The organism is Stenotrophomonas sp. K-6 (assembly GCF_056861555.1).
On sequence record NZ_JBSPUC010000001.1, the window covers coordinates 283,430 to 298,231 of the forward strand.

Here is a 14,802-nt window from a genome sequence, read left to right on the forward strand (position 1 = left end):
GCGCGATCAGCGCGGACCGCCACCGCGGCGTCCACCGCCACCCTGCTGCTGGGCGGCCTTGAGCTCGGCTTCGGTCGGTGCGGCCGGGGTTTCGCCCGGCTTGAGCGCGGTGACCTTGGCGCCCGGCTTGAGCCGGAACTGGCCTTCGCTCACCACGCGCTCGCCACCCTTCAGGCCCTCGGTGATCTGCACCTGGCTGTCGCCGACTTCCACGCCGCTCTTGACCGTCTGCATGGCCACGGTGCTGTCCGGCTTGACGATATAGACGTACTCGCCGTCCGGCCCGCGCATCACGGCCTGGGTCGGGATCACCACGCCGCCGGCGATGGTGCGCAGCTGCATGCGGACGTTGACGAACTGGCCCGGCCACAGCGAGTTGTCGGCGTTGTCGAACAGCGCACGCGCGCGGAAGGTGCCGCTGTCGCTGCTGATCTGGTTGTCCACCACGTCCAGCTTTCCGCCGTCGGTAAGGACGTGCGCGTCGTTGCGGTCCAGGGCGGCGATGTCCACCGCGCCGGCGGCCTGGGCCTCTCGCACGGCCGGCAGCTGGCGCTCGGGCAGGTTGAACACGACATGGATCGGATGGATCTGGGTCAGCGTCACCAGCGCGGTGCCGGCGCTGACGATGTTGCCGGCGTCGACCGCGCGGATACCGGCGATGCCTGAGATCGGGGCGGTCACCCGGGTGTACTGCAGCTGCACCTGGGCGGCGCGCATGCTGGCCTCGTTGGCGGCCACGGCACTTTCGAACTGGGCCACCTGGTTGCGCTGGGTATCCAGATCGGTCTTGGCCACGTACTGCCGGTACTCGGCCGAATTGGAACGCTGGTAGTTGGAGCGGGCGGTGGCGAGCTGGGCCTGGTTCTGGCGCTTGGCTGCCGCAGCTTCGTCGTAACTGGCCTGCAGGGTGCGCGGGTCGATCTGCGCGAGCAGGTCGCCCTTCTTCACTTCCTGGCCTTCCTTGAAGTTCAGGCTGATCAGCTGCCCGCCGACCTGCGGGCTCACCGTGACCGTGTTCATCGCCGCCACCGTCCCCAGCGCGCTGGCGTAGACCGGCACGTCCTGGCGGACCGCCTCGATCACCGTGACCGGCACCGGGCCTGCGTTGGCCGGGTCAGCGCCCTGGCGCCCTTCGGCTGCCGGGCCTGCCGCGTCCCCCTTCTTGCCACCCATCAGGCGCATACCCACGACGGCAATCACCAGCACTGCGACCACCAGCAGCACGATCTTCCAGAAACGCGACATTCAATAACTCCCGAGGGCTGGCGGAGGGCGGGGGCGCCCGGTTGGCTAGGCGCAAAGCATACTCGTCGCCCGTGGCCTTTCATGCATGACGGATGGGACGGGCGATCAGACCGGATGTGACGGATGAGGTTCCATCCATGAACGTTCGCCGGGGCAGAAAGTTACAGCGCGACCGGCGCCGATGCCCTACATTCAGGTTCGACCGCCGTTCTGACCCGTGGAGACCTTCAATGCCCCGTCTGTCGCTGTTGATGTCCGCCCTGCTGCTGGCCACCCCCGGCCTGGCTGCCGCCGCCCCCGCCGAACGCCCGGAAGTGGCCGCCGCCGCGACCCGCCTCAAGGCCCAGGTGATCGACTGGCGCCGCGACTTCCACCAGCACCCGGAGCTGTCCAACCGCGAGGAGCGCACCTCGGCCAAGGTGGCCGAGCGCCTGCGTGCGATGGGCCTGAAGCCGCAGACCGGTATCGCCCACCACGGCGTGGTGGCGATCATCAAGGGCGGCAAGCCCGGCCCGCGGATCGCCCTGCGCGCGGACATGGATGCGCTGCCGGTCACCGAACAGACCGGGCTGCCGTTCGCCTCCAAGGCCACCAGCACTTACCGCGGCGAGACCGTCGGGGTGATGCATGCCTGCGGCCACGACGCCCACACCGCCACCCTGCTGGGCGTGGCCGATGCGCTGGTGAAGATGCGCGCGAACCTGCCCGGCGAAGTCATGCTGATCTTCCAGCCCGCCGAAGAGGGTGCGCCGCCGCCGGAAGAGGGCGGTGCGGCGCTGATGCTCAAGGAAGGGCTGTTCAAGGACTTCAAGCCCGAAGCCGTGTTCGGCCTGCATGTGTTCTCCAGCGTGCCGGCCGGCCAGATCGCGGTGCGTGGCGGCCCGCTGATGGCGGCGTCGGACCGGTTCGGGATCAAGGTGATCGGTCGCCAGACCCACGGCTCGGCGCCGTGGAACGGCGTGGACCCGATCGTGGCCACCGCCGACCTGGTCGGCACCGCGCAGACCATCGTCAGCCGCCGCGCCAACCTGTCCAAGCAGCCGGCGGTGGTGACCTTCGGCGCGATCAAGGGCGGCATCCGCTACAACATCATCCCCGATGAAGTGGAGATGGTCGGCACCATCCGCACCTTCGACGAGGGCATGCGCCAGCAGATCTTCGCCGATCTGCGCAACGTGGCCGAGCACACCGCGGCCGCGCACGGGGCCAAGGCCGAAACCGAGATCTACGAGTCCGAGGGCAACCCGGCCACGGTCAACGATCCGGCACTGACCGCGCGCATGCTGCCGAGCCTTCAGGCCGTGGTGGGCGAGGGCAATGTGTATGAGCCGCCGCTGCAGATGGGCGCCGAGGACTTCTCGCTGTACGCCCAGCAGGTACCGGGCATGTTCTTCTTCGTGGGCTCCACCAGCGAGGGGATCGATCCGGCGACCGCGCCGGCCAACCACTCGCCGAAGTTCCTGCTCGATGAGAAGGCGCTGGATGTAGGCCTGCGCGCGCTACTGCAGGTGAGCCTGGATTATCTCAATGGGACGCCGGCTGCGGCGACTGGCGCAGGCTGACGTCAGACGACGGCTGGTAGACGGTAGGTCCCGGCCGCTGGCCGGGTCCGTTCGTTTTCGCCGGCGGACGCCGCGCGCCTACCGGCGTAAAATGGGGGCATGAATACCCCCCAGGACTCCAGCCTCGGTCGCGAGGTGGCTTACCCGTCGCAGTACGATCCCGGCCTGCTCTTCCCCATCCCGCGCCGTGGCGCCCGCGAGGAGATCGGCCTGGACGATGCGGCGTTGCCGTTCGTCGGCCATGACCGCTGGCAGGCCTATGAATTGAGCTGGCTGGACGGTCGCGGCAAACCGCGCGTGGCCGTGGCCACGGTCAGCGTGCCGTGCACCTCGCCGAACCTGATCGAATCCAAGTCGTTCAAGTTGTATCTCAACTCGCTCAACAGCACGCGCTTCGATGATGACGCGGCCGCACGCCTGTGCATCACCCGCGATCTGTCGGCCTGCGCCGGGGCGGTGGTGACGGTGGTATTCGGCGTGCCGGCGCTGGTGGAAGAGGCCGAGGGCGAGTCGCTGGACGAGCGCGAGGTGACCATTGAGCGCTACGGCCCGCCGGCCCCGGAGTTCCTGTTCGCCGATGCCGATCAGCTCGTGACCGAAACGTTGAGTTCGGCGCTGCTCAAGTCCAACTGCCCGGTCACCGGCCAGCCGGACTGGGCCAGTGTCAGCGTGCGCTACCGCGGCCCGAAGATCGACCGCGACGGCCTGCTGAAATACCTGATCAGCTACCGCGAACACGCCGAGTTCCACGAGCAGTGCGTGGAGCGGATCTTCAGCGAGATCACCCGGCGCTGCCAGCCGCATTGGCTGGAAGTGGAAGCGCGCTACACCCGCCGCGGCGGGCTGGACATCAACCCGTGGCGGGCCAGCCCGGGCATCGCCGCCCCGGCGCGCACCGTCCGCGACCTTCGCCAGTAGGCGTTCCGCGCGTCTTCACATCCACGCCATGCCCCATTAACAAGGGCTGTGACACCGTGCCTCCCATGTCGTCAATCAAGACGGGAGTGTATGGATGAGTACCGATAAGAAAGTCGACTTTTCCGGTGTCAGCGCCAGCGTTGATACCACCGCGCAGAAAGTCGATCAGGTCGATTTCTCGGGCGTGACCGCCTCGGTGGATACCACCGCGGAGAAGGTCGGAGGCACCTACACGGTGCAGAAGGGCGATTCGCTCTCGAAGATCGCCAAGCAGGAACTGGGCGATGCCAATGCGTGGAAGCGCATATTCGAGGCCAACCGTGACGTGCTGGACGACCCGGACAAGATCCAACCGGGCCAGACGCTCAAACTGCCGCCCAAAGCCTGATCCGCTGCATCGCCCACCATCCAACAGGGAGCAACCTCCATGAAGAAGTCGTCCATCAGTACCGCCGTTCTCGCCGCGCTTCTGGCCACCGTGGCCCTGGCCGGCTGCAAGAAGAAAGAAGACACCGCTGACAACAATGCGCAGCCGGCAGCGACCACGCCGGCCGCACCGGCGCCGATGACCGAAGCCGCCCCGCAGCCGATGACCGCTGCGGCCGGGGTGAACGTTTCCAACGTGACTGTCGGCAAGACCGCTGCGGCGGACAAGACGGTTACTTCGGCAGCGTTGTTCGCGCCGAAGGACGACATCATCGTCTCGATCCGCACCGACGGCAGCGCCAACAATGCCAACGTGGCGGCGAAGCTGACCTTCCAGAACGGCCAGGTCGCCGGTGAGCAGAACCAGGTGGTCAATACCACCGGTGCCGAGACCACCAACATTTCCTTCAAGAATGCCAATGGCTGGCCGGCGGGCAAGTACCGCGCGGAAGTCACGGTAGATGGTAAGGCGGCTGGATCGCCGCAGGAGTTTGAGGTCAAGTAAGCCTAGACGCCGACTCTCTCCCGGCAACAGGCTCACGATGGACGCAGCCGCGAGGCTGCGTCTTTTTTATGGGCGCTTGCCGGACCACAGCGTTCCAGTACGTTTGCGTATGGGACGGCTTTGCTCCGGGGGGCTGAAAACGCGACAATGCAGGGGTTTCCCGCCGTGCGCGCCGTTGGTTGGCGCGGTCCCCGGGGAAAGTGCGGGCCAGGCTGTGCCAGGCCCTGCACGCGACACGGTTGCACGCGGCCCGGCATTGCCGTCGGCCATCATTCACGAGATCTGCAAGAGAGCCCTGATCCCCCATGTCGAACACGCCCAAGATTCTCTACACGCTCACCGATGAAGCCCCGTTCCTGGCCACGCAGTCGCTGCTGCCGATCGTCGAGGCTTACACCGCCACCGCCGGCATCGCCGTGGAAACCCGCGACATCTCGCTGTCCGGCCGCATCCTGGCCCTGTTCCCGGATTACCTGAAGGACGACCAGAAAGAAGCCGACCACCTGGCCGAACTGGGCCAGCTGGCGACCACGCCGGACGCGAACATCATCAAGCTGCCCAACATCAGCGCCTCGGTGCCGCAGCTGAAGGCCGCGATCAAGGAACTGCAGGACCAGGGCTTCGCGCTGCCGAACTATCCGGACGTGCCGACCGACGACGTCTCGCGCGACATCAAGGCGCGCTACGACAAGGTCAAGGGCAGCGCGGTGAACCCGGTGCTGCGCGAAGGCAACTCCGATCGCCGCGCGCCCCTGTCGGTCAAGAACTACGCCCGCAAGCACCCGCATCGCATGGGCAAGTGGTCCACCGAGTCCAAGTCGCATGTCGCGCACATGGACGGCGGTGACTTCTACGGCAGCGAAAAGTCGGCCACGCTGGCCAACGCCGGCAGCCTGAAGATCGAACTGTTCAAGGCCGACGGCAGCAGCGTCGTGCTGAAGGAAAAGACCGCGGTCAAGGCTGGCGAAATCGTTGATGCCGCGGTGATGAGCCGCAATGCGCTGGCTTCGTTCGTGCAGGCGCAGATCGCCGATGCCAAGGCCAAGGGCGTGCTGTTCTCGCTGCACCTGAAGGCCACCATGATGAAGGTCTCCGACCCGATCATGTTCGGCGTGGTCGTCGAAGAGTTCTACAAGGACGTGCTGACCAAGCACGCCGACGTGCTCAAGCAGGCCGGGTTCGATCCGAACAACGGCATCGGCGATCTGTTCGCGCGCCTGCCGCAGCTGCCCGAAGCGACCCAGGAAGCGATCAAGGCCGACCTGGCTGCCGAGTACGGCAAGCGCCCGGGCCTGGCCATGGTCAATTCGGACAAGGGCATCACCAACCTGCACGTGCCGAGCGACGTGATCGTCGACGCCTCGATGCCGGCGATGATCCGCGACTCCGGTGGCATGTGGAATGCCGAGGGCAAGCTGCAGGACACCAAGGCCGTCATTCCGGACCGTTGCTATGCCGGTGTGTACCAGGCCGTGATCGATGATTGCCGCACACACGGCGCGTTCGACCCGGCCACCATGGGCTCGGTGCCGAACGTCGGTCTGATGGCGCAGAAGGCCGAGGAATACGGCTCGCACGACAAGACCTTCCAGATTCCGGCCGACGGCACCGTGCGCGTCACCGATGAGGCGGGCACCGTGGTGTTCGAGCACACCGTGCAGACCGGCGACATCTGGCGCATGTGCCAGACCAAGGACGCCCCGATCCAGGATTGGGTGAAGCTGGCCGTGAACCGCGCCCGCCTGAGCGGCACCCCGGCGGTGTTCTGGCTGGATGCGGCCCGCGCGCACGATGCGCAGGTGATCGCCAAGGTCGAGACCTACCTGAAGGACCACGACACCAACGGCCTGGACATCCGCATCCTGGCCCCGGTGGAAGCGACGGCCTTCTCGCTGGACCGCATCCGCAAGGGTGAGGACACCATCTCGGTGACCGGCAACGTGCTGCGCGACTACCTGACCGACCTGTTCCCGATCATGGAACTGGGCACCAGCGCCAAGATGCTCTCCATCGTGCCGCTGATGGCCGGTGGTGGCCTGTTCGAGACCGGTGCCGGTGGTTCGGCGCCCAAGCACGTGCAGCAGTTCGTGGAAGAGGATTACCTGCGCTGGGATTCTCTGGGGGAGTTCCTCGCGCTGGCCGCCTCGCTGGAGCACCTGGGCAACCGCTACGACAACGCCGGTGCCACCGTGCTGGCCAAGACCCTGGACCAGGCCAACGGCCAGTTCCTGGACAACGACAAGTCGCCGTCGCGCAAGCTCGGTGGCATCGACAACCGCGGCAGCCACTTCTACATCGCGCTGTACTGGGCCCAGTCCCTGGCCGCGCAGGACGACGATGCCGCGCTGAAGGCCCGCTTCGCACCACTGGCCAAGGCCCTGTCCGACAACGAGCAGACCATCGTCGGCGAGTTGGCGGCGGTGCAGGGCAAGCCGGTCGATATCGGCGGTTACTACCGTCCGGACGTGGCCAAGGCAAGCGCGGCGATGCGTCCGAGTGCCACCTTCAACAGCGCGCTGTCCGCGCTGTAACGAAGCGGTCCCGCGGCTGCGGTGATCGAGGAAGAACCCGCGCTTCGGCGCGGGTTTTTTTGTGGGCGGTGGCAAGCCGGTAAGCCAGCGTCACCTGCCGTGCTGGCGCGTTTTGTCGACGAGGGAGCCGATGCGATCAATCTCCGCATCCAGCAGCGCCTGTTGGTCTGCAGCCATCAACCGCAGGACGACGGTTGCATCCGTCTCCGTGCAAGCGCCCAGGTTCAAGCACATCACATCCATCAATTCGCTCCCGGCCCCGCATGCACGACCTTGTTGGCAGGCAGCTATCTGCCAGGCCAGTCCGCTGATGTGCGGATCCACATGAGGCGCCATATACCCGCCTGCCGCTTCAGCAAGGTCACCCAGGTAGGCCATGGCCGTGGCGTCACCGGAGGCAATGACCTGAGCTGCCAAGCCTGGGTACTCCTCCGCCGTCAGTGGCGACGTCACGTTCCGCTGTCGCAGCCACAGCTGCGAAGCAAGATCTCCTCCGCGCGCGGCCTGCTCCCGCCATAGCAGCATGGCGTCCAGTGGAATGAACTGGCCGTCATCCACACCGCCACATTGCGCGAAGACACGCTGGCCGATCAACCGCATCTGCTGACCGGCATCCGGATCCGAATGCAGCATGGCCATGTTTTCGACGCCTTCAAGATAGGACGCGCGTCGGACGTTGACTAAAAAGCACTTCTCGTAGAGCTCGGCCAACCGACGTTGCGCACGGACATCGCCGCGCTCGGCCGCTGCACTGACGCGTTCGAACTCCAGGCGTGTGGCGTCCTCGAAGCGAGCTGCAAGCGGCTCACGGTTCAGCGCTTGAGGGGCTGGAGACACTGTCGCCCCCGTGGGCGTCAGGGCCGTTGATGAGGGATCCGTCACGGTCCGCACGGCGGGTAGTCGTTCACCGGGGACCGACCACACCGCCAGCAACCCGGCTGCCACCAACACCGCTCCTACCCATGCCATCCTTCGGCGGCTCGTCTTCATTGCTCTCCCTGCCTGATAGGTCATGGTCCGCATTGGCAGAGGCTCATCTGCCCGCACCCAAGCGCTTCGACTTTACTCCGGAATGGAGCCGTCATTGCCCGCTGGGCAAGCGCCCAGTCGCTGCCGTATGGTGGCGGCAGGTCCTGTGGAAGTGGATGCATGCACGGTCGCTGTTCCTGCCAGAACGTTCCATGCCCCATCGGCGGCACCGCATGAATGCATCAGCGGAGGCGATCGCGCGGCTGATCCGCGACGGGTTCGAGAAGTACCATGCACGCTTCGCGGCGATCAGCCAGCGTGCGCGGCAGCGCTTCGAACAGCGCGAGTGGGCAAGTGCCCGGCAGGATGCGGTGGAGCGCATCGGGCTGTACGACCAGTGCATTGCCGAGACCGTCAATGTGTTGCGCCGTACAGCCGGTGAGCGGATTGGCGAGCGCGCGCTGTGGCTGCAGGTGCGCACGGCCTATGCGGCGTTGCTGGCGGGGCTGATCGACGCCGAGCTGTACAAGACGTTCTACAACACGCTGGCGCGCCGGTTGTTCGCTACCCGCGGTGTGGACGGCGCGATCGAGTTCATGGCAATGGATGTGGAACCGTCAGACGCCATCACCCATCCCGTCGCGCGACACAGCTATACCCTCTCGCCCACGCGCCCTGCGGACGCATTCATGCGGGTGCTCGGTGACTACCGATTCGACGTGCCGTATGCGCACCAGCTGCGCTGTGCCGCCGCGATCGCAGTGCGCCTGCAGGACGATCTGGCGCACTGGGGCGACGACCCGGTGCGCAGCATCGAACTGCTCGACACCGTGTTCTACCGCGAGCGTCGCGCCTATCTGGTGGGGCGCGTATTCGGCGAGCATCACTTCTCGCCCTGCGTGATCGCGCTGGTGCATCACGAGCGCGGTCTGCGCGTGGACGCGGTGCTGACCCGGCGGCGCGATGTAGCGCATCTGTTCGGCGTCTCGCGCAGCTACTTCCAGGCTGATCTGACCACCGTCGGTGATGCGGTGGTGTTCCTGCGCAGCCTGCTGCCGGGCAAGCCGGTGGATGAGATCTACACCGTGCTCGGGCGTGCCAAGCAGGGCAAGACAGAGCGCTATCGCACCTTCTTCCGTCACTTCCAGGAACAGCCGGGGGAGCAACTGGTGCATGCCGACGGCACGCCCGGCATGGTCATGGCGGTGTTCACCCTGCCCAGCTATCCGCTGGTGTTCAAGCTGATCCGGGACCGTTTCGCCTGGCCCAAGACCATGACCCGACACCAGGTTGAAGAGAAGTATGCGTTGGTGTTCAACTTGGACCGTGTCGGCCGGCTGCTCGACGCGCAGCCCTATCGGCACCTGCGCTTTCCGCGGGCGCGCTTCTCCCCAGCGCTGCGCGAAGAACTGTTGACCCAGTGCGCCAGCAGCGTGCGTGAAGAGGGCGAGGACCTGGTGATTGCACTGTGCTACGTGCAACGGCGTTTCCGCCCGCTCAACCTGTACCTGCGCGAGCAGACGGCCGAGGCGCGACGTGTGGCCGCGCTCGACTATGCGCAGGCGATCACCGACATGGCGCGCAACAACATCTTTCCTGGCGACATGCTGCCGAAGAACTTCGGTGTCTCACGCCACGGGCGTGCGGTGTTCTATGACTACGATGAACTCTGCCTCGTCACCGAGTGCACCTTCCGCGCCTGGCCAACACCGCGCAACGAGGAAGAGGCGCTGGCCGACGAACCCTGGTTCCAGATCGGGCCGCGGGATGTGTTTCCGGAACGGTTCTGGATGTTCATGGGGCTGCCGGCGCTCGAGCTGGCGGCGGTGCGCGAGCATTTCGCGCCTCTTTTCGATCCGGTGTGGTGGCAGCGCCTGCAGGCCGGCTTCGCCGCGGGTGACTTCCCGGATACGCCTCCCTATTCAGCCAGTAACAGACTTGCCTGATAGGCCTCGGCCGGAACCTGGGCTAGGCTTGTATGCCTTCACAAGGAGAAGGTGGAAATGCGTTCATTACGAGGGATTGCGTTGGTGCTTGTACTGGGGAGTGTGGGCGCGTCGACCGTGTTCGATGTGGCCGCGCAGACCAGGCGCGAAGTGCGCGAGCAGGCTGAAGCAAGCATGGTGCTGACCGGTGAGATCGATATCGATACCGAAGGCCAGGTCGAGGCGTTCCGTCTGGACAAACGCGCGCAGGTCGATGAGACCATCGTCACGTTCGTCGAAGGTGCAGTGAAGACCTGGCGTTTCGCCCCGGTGCTGGTGAATGGCCAGGCCGCCAAGGCGCGCACGCCGGCCACCATCCGCCTGGGCGCAAAGAACAATCCCGATGGCACTGGCCTGATCACGCTGCTGGCGGCGAACTTCGAGACATATGACGAAACCTCGACCGACAACGTCACCAAGGTGAAGATGTCGCCGCCGATGTATCCGGAGGATGTCCTCAATGCACGCGGGCGGGGCGACGTGCTGCTCCTGGTGCAGGTCGGGCGCGATGGAAAGGTGCTGGAGGTGGCCACCGAGCAGGTCAATCTGCGGGTGATCGCCAACGAGGCGATCATGCGGAAGATGCGCGACAAGCTGGCCCGCGTGTCGATGGGCGCCGCACGTAAGTGGATCTTCAAGGCGCCCTCTACGGGCAATGAGAAGGATGAGGCCAGCTGGACCGTCCGGGTTCCTGTGCGTTTCTCGTTCGGCGACCAGGTTGAGCGCTACGGCCGCTGGGATGCCTATATTCCTGGCCCGCGCCAGCAGGCACCGTGGCGCAGGGACATGGCCTTGAGCGCCGATGCCAATGCCGACCTGCTACCCGCCGGCGGCGTGTTCATGGCCGACGCCACGAGCAAGGGACCGAAACTGCTGACCCCGTTGGGCGGTTGATCATGCAGGCCGTGATGCATCACCCGAGCCCCTCAACGGGCAGGAGGGTGCGCGTAGGTCTCCAAACCAACCTGCAGAGTTTGCTAGGCTGACAGACCATCAGGACAGGGAGTCGAATGGATGAAAGTGGCATGGCAGTGGGTACTGGCGCTTGGCGTGGCAACAGTCGGCGTAGGCCTGGCAGCACAGGACGTTCATGCGGTACCGAGCATGCGCGCGCTCCAGAGCCAGGTGGAGTCGAGCATGCGGATCAAGGGCAGCCTTGATATCGGTGCGGACGGCCGCGTCGCTGCGGTGCGCCTGGATCGGGAAAGCGCGATTCCGGCAGGCGTCGTCACCTTTGTGAAAGATTCGGTCAAGCAATGGGAGTTCGAGCCCACCGTACGCGACGGCCAGTCCGTCGCCATCACCACGCCGATGACCCTGCGCCTGATCGGCAAGACGCTCGACGATGGCAGTGCGCGTGTGGAGATTCGCCATGCCAGCTTTGTCGAGTACGACGCGAACGATCCGACCATCGTGGCCCGTGAACGGGGATCGGTTCCGACCTTCCCCACGCGCAGGGTCGGGCGTGATGCAGCGGCAGATGTGTTTCTGTTGATCCAGGTTGGCCGGGACGGCAAGGTCCGCAACGTGCTGGCAGAGCAGGTCAATCTGCGCGTGCTGGTATCGCCGCGTGAGATCGCTTCAACCCGGGCAGCATTCGCCGACAGTGCCAGGCAGGCGGCGCGCGATTGGCACTTCCGGGTGCCGACGCAGGGTCCACGGGCCGCTCGCGACACGTGGGTGGTGCGTTTGCCGGTGCGCTTCTCACCGCCGGCCGATCGCAATGCGCCGCGGTGGGAGCCGTATCTGCCGGGCCCGCGGAGCACCGCACCCTGGCTGTCGCCCGAGCCGCAGTTGGTCGCGCCGGATGCCCTCGATGATGGCGTCTACCTTGCGGGTGAAGACACCGGTCCGCGGTTGAAGACTGCGCTGGATCAGGGCTGACGATCAAAAATAGAAGGCGCCTTTGGTGAGGCTGCCAACCATGTGTCGACTAAGTAGGGCACGTCTTCATTGTGCACTATTCTGTCGACAACGATGACGATGGATCGCATGAGGAGAAACACACGATGGATATCATCAAAACAATTGCGGCGGCATTGCTGCTGGCAGCAGCCCCTGCTCATGCCGCCAAGCCATCGGCGGACGTGCCGGTGGAGATGGGGATGCGCGTGGAGGGCACGCTGGCCATTGGTGGCGACGGCCGCATCACCGCGCTGGAGATCGACAAGCAGGACGCGCTTCCCGATGCCGTAGCCGCGCTGGTGCGCAACACGGTGCAGCAGTGGCAGTTCGAGCCGAGTGTGCGTGACGGCGTGCCGGTGTCGATGGACACGCGGATGACCGTGCGCGTGGTAGCGCGGCCAGGGGCCAACGAGACATTCAACGTGCGGCTGGTCAGCGCGCACTTCGAGCCCGCCAAGAGTGATGCCGAACGTGCAGCAGACATCCGGGGGCGGACGTTGCCGCCACGGTATCCTGCAGAGGTATTCCGCAATGGCGGGCAGGGCACGGTGTATCTGGCGCTGAAGGTCGACGAAGAGGGCCGGGTGATCGACCGGATCGCCGAGCAGGTCAACCTGCGCAGCGCTGGCACGCCGCGCCAGATGGAGGCGTTCCGCAGTGGCCTGGCCAAGGCGTCGCTGGAGGCCGCACGCAAGTGGCGCTTCCCGCAGAGCGCCGGCGATGCCGCCCTTGGTCAGCCTTACCGCACGCTGCGTGTGCCGGTGACCTTCGCCATCAACCAGACGCCTGCCGATGATCTGGGGCACTGGCGCGCTTACATCCCCGGTCCGCGCAGCCGGATTCCGTGGGTGACCGGCGCCGACAGCGCCGGGTTCTCGCCGGATCTGCTGACGGATGGCACGGCGACCCTGGCCGACGATCCCAACGCACCGCGCCTGCTCACGCCCCTCAGCGGCTGAACGCACCGCCGGACATCGCGGGCGTGCTGCGCCCGCGATGCGCTGCTTACCCGATGCCGGTACTGTCCGGTTGCGGGTAGACCACCGTGCGGTTGCGGCCCTGTTCCTTGGCCATGTACAGCGCCTTGTCGGCCAGCCGCAGCGCCTGCTGCGGATCGTCGTGGTAGGTCGGGTAGTGCGCCACACCCAGCGAAACAGTGACGGTGCCAACCTGCTCGAACACTTCGGCAGCGACCTGCACCCGCAGGCGCTCGGCCACCTGGGCCGCATTGGCGACATCGACGCCCGGCAGCAGCATCAGGAACTCCTCGCCGCCATTGCGGCAGAGCAGATCGGTATCGCGCGAGCCACTGCGCATCAACTGCGCGATGCGCAGGATCACGGCATCGCCAACGGCGTGACCGAAGCGGTCGTTGATGGTCTTGAAGCGGTCGATATCCAGCGCGATGATCCCGAACGGCTGGCCACGGGCCTGCCAGTCTTCCAGCCCTTGCTGCAGGCCCCGCCGGTTCTGCAGGCCGGTGAGCGGGTCGGTCATGCTGGCCCGGTTGAGCTTGCCGATGCGGTCCTGCAGCAGATTGAAGCTGTAGAGCAGGGCGGTCTTGAGCTGGGCGACTTCGTAGTACCACGCGCGGATGCCGGTGACGTGGCGGATCGCGATGCCGGTGTCGCGGTTCTGCACGTTGCGGGCAAGTTGCCATAGCGGCAGCGAGATGCGTCGCGCGAACCACCAGGTGATCAGCAGTGACAGGATGCCCAATGGAATGGCATTCCAGATCACCGAGGACATCAGCGTGGACAGCGGAGCCAGGGTGGCCGTCGTCGGGCGCTGGGCCACCACGCCCCAGCCCACACTTGGCACCGGCGCGTAGCCGGCCAGCATGCGCACGCCGTGGCTGTTGAGCACCTGTTGCGCGCCCGAATGCCCTTGAGTGACCGCCTGCACGGCCGGGTTCTCCAGGGCGAACTGACCGACCCGGTCCTGTTCGATGTGGTACAGGATGCGGCCATGGCGGTCGACCACGTACAGGTACGAACCATCCCGGTAGTAATGCTTGCCCAGCAGCGACTGCAGGATGCTGCGCTGGCGCAGGTAGATGGTCCCGCTGACGTAGCCTTGATACTCGCCCTGCGGGTTGAAGATCGGATGCGAGATCGCGATCAGCAGCCGGCCGGTCGCCGATTGATAGGGATCGCTGATGAACGGCACGCGGCGCGCCAGGGCATCGCGGTTGCCGGCACTCTTGAGCAGCACGCCCTGCAGCGCCAGGCTCTGCGGTGAGGTGGCCAGCACGGTGCCGCCGGCATCGACGATCAGCACGGAATTGAAGCTGTTGGTCTGCAACTGCAGGCGTGCGGCTTCGGCTTCCAATTGCGTGCGGTCATGGCGGCGCTGGCCAAGCAGGGTGGCGCTGTAGGCCACCTGCTGCTGGGCCGAGAGCACGAAGTTCTGGGTCGATTCGGCGAGCTTGCTGGCGTACACGCGGTTGGCTTCCAGCGTGCTGCCGATCAACTGTTCGCGCTGCACGCGGTAGCTGGCATGCAGTGTATTGGCCAGCGCTATCAGGGCGCTGAGCAGGGCCAGGGCAAGAATCAGCGTGCCGAGGTTGAGGCGGGCGGACAACGGGCGCATGGGGTTCACGGGCGGGCAGGGCGCAGCGCCAACCGGACATGCGGATGGAACGGCAGCAGCGAAGCGGTCAGGAGCGCACGACATCGGACTGAACCGCTGCGCGTCCTGCGCAGGTCACCCGTCGACCCCGCCCCCGGGCGGTCTACAAGTCTCTCAGGGGGATT

At 66.0% G+C, this 14,802-nt stretch carries 12 protein-coding genes; 9 read left to right on the forward strand and 3 right to left on the reverse strand.

Annotated features, from left to right (window positions below; all coding sequences use genetic code 11):
* Positions 1-6: 6 nt before the first annotated feature.
* Positions 7-1,245, reverse strand: coding sequence for an efflux RND transporter periplasmic adaptor subunit (locus AC13F7_RS01290; protein ID WP_482998993.1), 1,239 nt, complete (start codon positions 1,243-1,245; stop codon positions 7-9).
* Positions 1,246-1,475: 230 nt separating this feature from the next.
* Between AC13F7_RS01290 and AC13F7_RS01295 the strand changes: the two genes are divergently transcribed.
* The 5 genes from AC13F7_RS01295 to AC13F7_RS01315 all read left to right on the forward strand — a co-directional run bounded on the left by AC13F7_RS01295 (position 1,476) and on the right by AC13F7_RS01315 (position 7,187).
* Positions 1,476-2,807, forward strand: coding sequence for a M20 family metallopeptidase (locus tag AC13F7_RS01295; protein WP_482998994.1), 1,332 nt, complete (start codon positions 1,476-1,478; stop codon positions 2,805-2,807).
* A gap of 99 nt (positions 2,808-2,906) precedes the next feature.
* Entirely contained in the window at positions 2,907-3,725 is an 819-nt protein-coding gene (gene queF / locus AC13F7_RS01300; RefSeq protein ID WP_482998995.1) for an NADPH-dependent 7-cyano-7-deazaguanine reductase QueF, read from the forward strand.
* A gap of 94 nt (positions 3,726-3,819) precedes the next feature.
* Positions 3,820-4,113 carry a LysM peptidoglycan-binding domain-containing protein gene (locus AC13F7_RS01305; protein ID WP_070426094.1) on the forward strand — a complete coding sequence of 98 codons (294 nt, stop codon included), beginning with the start codon at positions 3,820-3,822 and terminating at the stop codon, positions 4,111-4,113.
* A 39-nt stretch (positions 4,114-4,152) separates the two neighbouring features.
* Positions 4,153-4,656 carry a hypothetical protein gene (locus tag AC13F7_RS01310; RefSeq protein WP_346472395.1) on the forward strand — a complete coding sequence of 168 codons (504 nt, stop codon included), beginning with the start codon at positions 4,153-4,155 and terminating at the stop codon, positions 4,654-4,656.
* Positions 4,657-4,961: 305 nt separating this feature from the next.
* On the forward strand, positions 4,962-7,187 hold the full coding sequence (locus AC13F7_RS01315) for an NADP-dependent isocitrate dehydrogenase (protein ID WP_482998996.1): 2,226 nt from the start codon (positions 4,962-4,964) through the stop codon (positions 7,185-7,187).
* A gap of 90 nt (positions 7,188-7,277) precedes the next feature.
* Here the strand turns inward: AC13F7_RS01315 and AC13F7_RS01320 are convergent, their stop codons facing one another.
* Positions 7,278-8,177 (reverse strand): hypothetical protein, encoded by a 900-nt coding sequence (locus AC13F7_RS01320; RefSeq protein ID WP_482998997.1) that lies wholly within the window; start codon positions 8,175-8,177, stop codon positions 7,278-7,280.
* A gap of 212 nt (positions 8,178-8,389) precedes the next feature.
* Between AC13F7_RS01320 and aceK the strand changes: the two genes are divergently transcribed.
* The 4 genes from aceK to AC13F7_RS01340 all read left to right on the forward strand — a co-directional run bounded on the left by aceK (position 8,390) and on the right by AC13F7_RS01340 (position 13,005).
* Complete coding sequence (gene aceK / locus AC13F7_RS01325) at positions 8,390-10,102, forward strand: bifunctional isocitrate dehydrogenase kinase/phosphatase (protein ID WP_482998998.1); 1,713 nt, start codon at positions 8,390-8,392, stop codon at positions 10,100-10,102.
* A gap of 57 nt (positions 10,103-10,159) precedes the next feature.
* Positions 10,160-11,035 (forward strand): energy transducer TonB, encoded by an 876-nt coding sequence (locus tag AC13F7_RS01330; protein ID WP_482998999.1) that lies wholly within the window; start codon positions 10,160-10,162, stop codon positions 11,033-11,035.
* 120 nt (positions 11,036-11,155) lie between these two features.
* The gene (locus AC13F7_RS01335) at positions 11,156-12,025 is read left to right on the forward strand and encodes an energy transducer TonB family protein (RefSeq protein ID WP_482999000.1); all 870 of its coding nucleotides are present in this window, start codon (positions 11,156-11,158) and stop codon (positions 12,023-12,025) included.
* Between the two features lie 125 nt (positions 12,026-12,150).
* Positions 12,151-13,005 carry an energy transducer TonB gene (locus tag AC13F7_RS01340; protein WP_482999001.1) on the forward strand — a complete coding sequence of 285 codons (855 nt, stop codon included), beginning with the start codon at positions 12,151-12,153 and terminating at the stop codon, positions 13,003-13,005.
* A gap of 46 nt (positions 13,006-13,051) precedes the next feature.
* Here the strand turns inward: AC13F7_RS01340 and AC13F7_RS01345 are convergent, their stop codons facing one another.
* Entirely contained in the window at positions 13,052-14,638 is a 1,587-nt protein-coding gene (locus AC13F7_RS01345; protein ID WP_482999002.1) for a sensor domain-containing diguanylate cyclase, read from the reverse strand.
* Positions 14,639-14,802: the final 164 nt, after the last annotated feature.

Coding starts and splice junctions, on each gene's coding strand:
- AC13F7_RS01290 (WP_482998993.1), bottom strand. CDS start 1,245: ATGTCGCGTTTCTGGAAGATCGTGCTGCTGGTGGTCGCAGTGCTGGTG.
- AC13F7_RS01295 (WP_482998994.1), top strand. CDS start 1,476: ATGCCCCGTCTGTCGCTGTTGATGTCCGCCCTGCTGCTGGCCACCCCC.
- queF (WP_482998995.1), top strand. CDS start 2,907: ATGAATACCCCCCAGGACTCCAGCCTCGGTCGCGAGGTGGCTTACCCG.
- AC13F7_RS01305 (WP_070426094.1), top strand. CDS start 3,820: ATGAGTACCGATAAGAAAGTCGACTTTTCCGGTGTCAGCGCCAGCGTT.
- AC13F7_RS01310 (WP_346472395.1), top strand. CDS start 4,153: ATGAAGAAGTCGTCCATCAGTACCGCCGTTCTCGCCGCGCTTCTGGCC.
- AC13F7_RS01315 (WP_482998996.1), top strand. CDS start 4,962: ATGTCGAACACGCCCAAGATTCTCTACACGCTCACCGATGAAGCCCCG.
- AC13F7_RS01320 (WP_482998997.1), bottom strand. CDS start 8,177: ATGAAGACGAGCCGCCGAAGGATGGCATGGGTAGGAGCGGTGTTGGTG.
- aceK (WP_482998998.1), top strand. CDS start 8,390: ATGAATGCATCAGCGGAGGCGATCGCGCGGCTGATCCGCGACGGGTTC.
- AC13F7_RS01330 (WP_482998999.1), top strand. CDS start 10,160: ATGCGTTCATTACGAGGGATTGCGTTGGTGCTTGTACTGGGGAGTGTG.
- AC13F7_RS01335 (WP_482999000.1), top strand. CDS start 11,156: ATGAAAGTGGCATGGCAGTGGGTACTGGCGCTTGGCGTGGCAACAGTC.
- AC13F7_RS01340 (WP_482999001.1), top strand. CDS start 12,151: ATGGATATCATCAAAACAATTGCGGCGGCATTGCTGCTGGCAGCAGCC.
- AC13F7_RS01345 (WP_482999002.1), bottom strand. CDS start 14,638: ATGCGCCCGTTGTCCGCCCGCCTCAACCTCGGCACGCTGATTCTTGCC.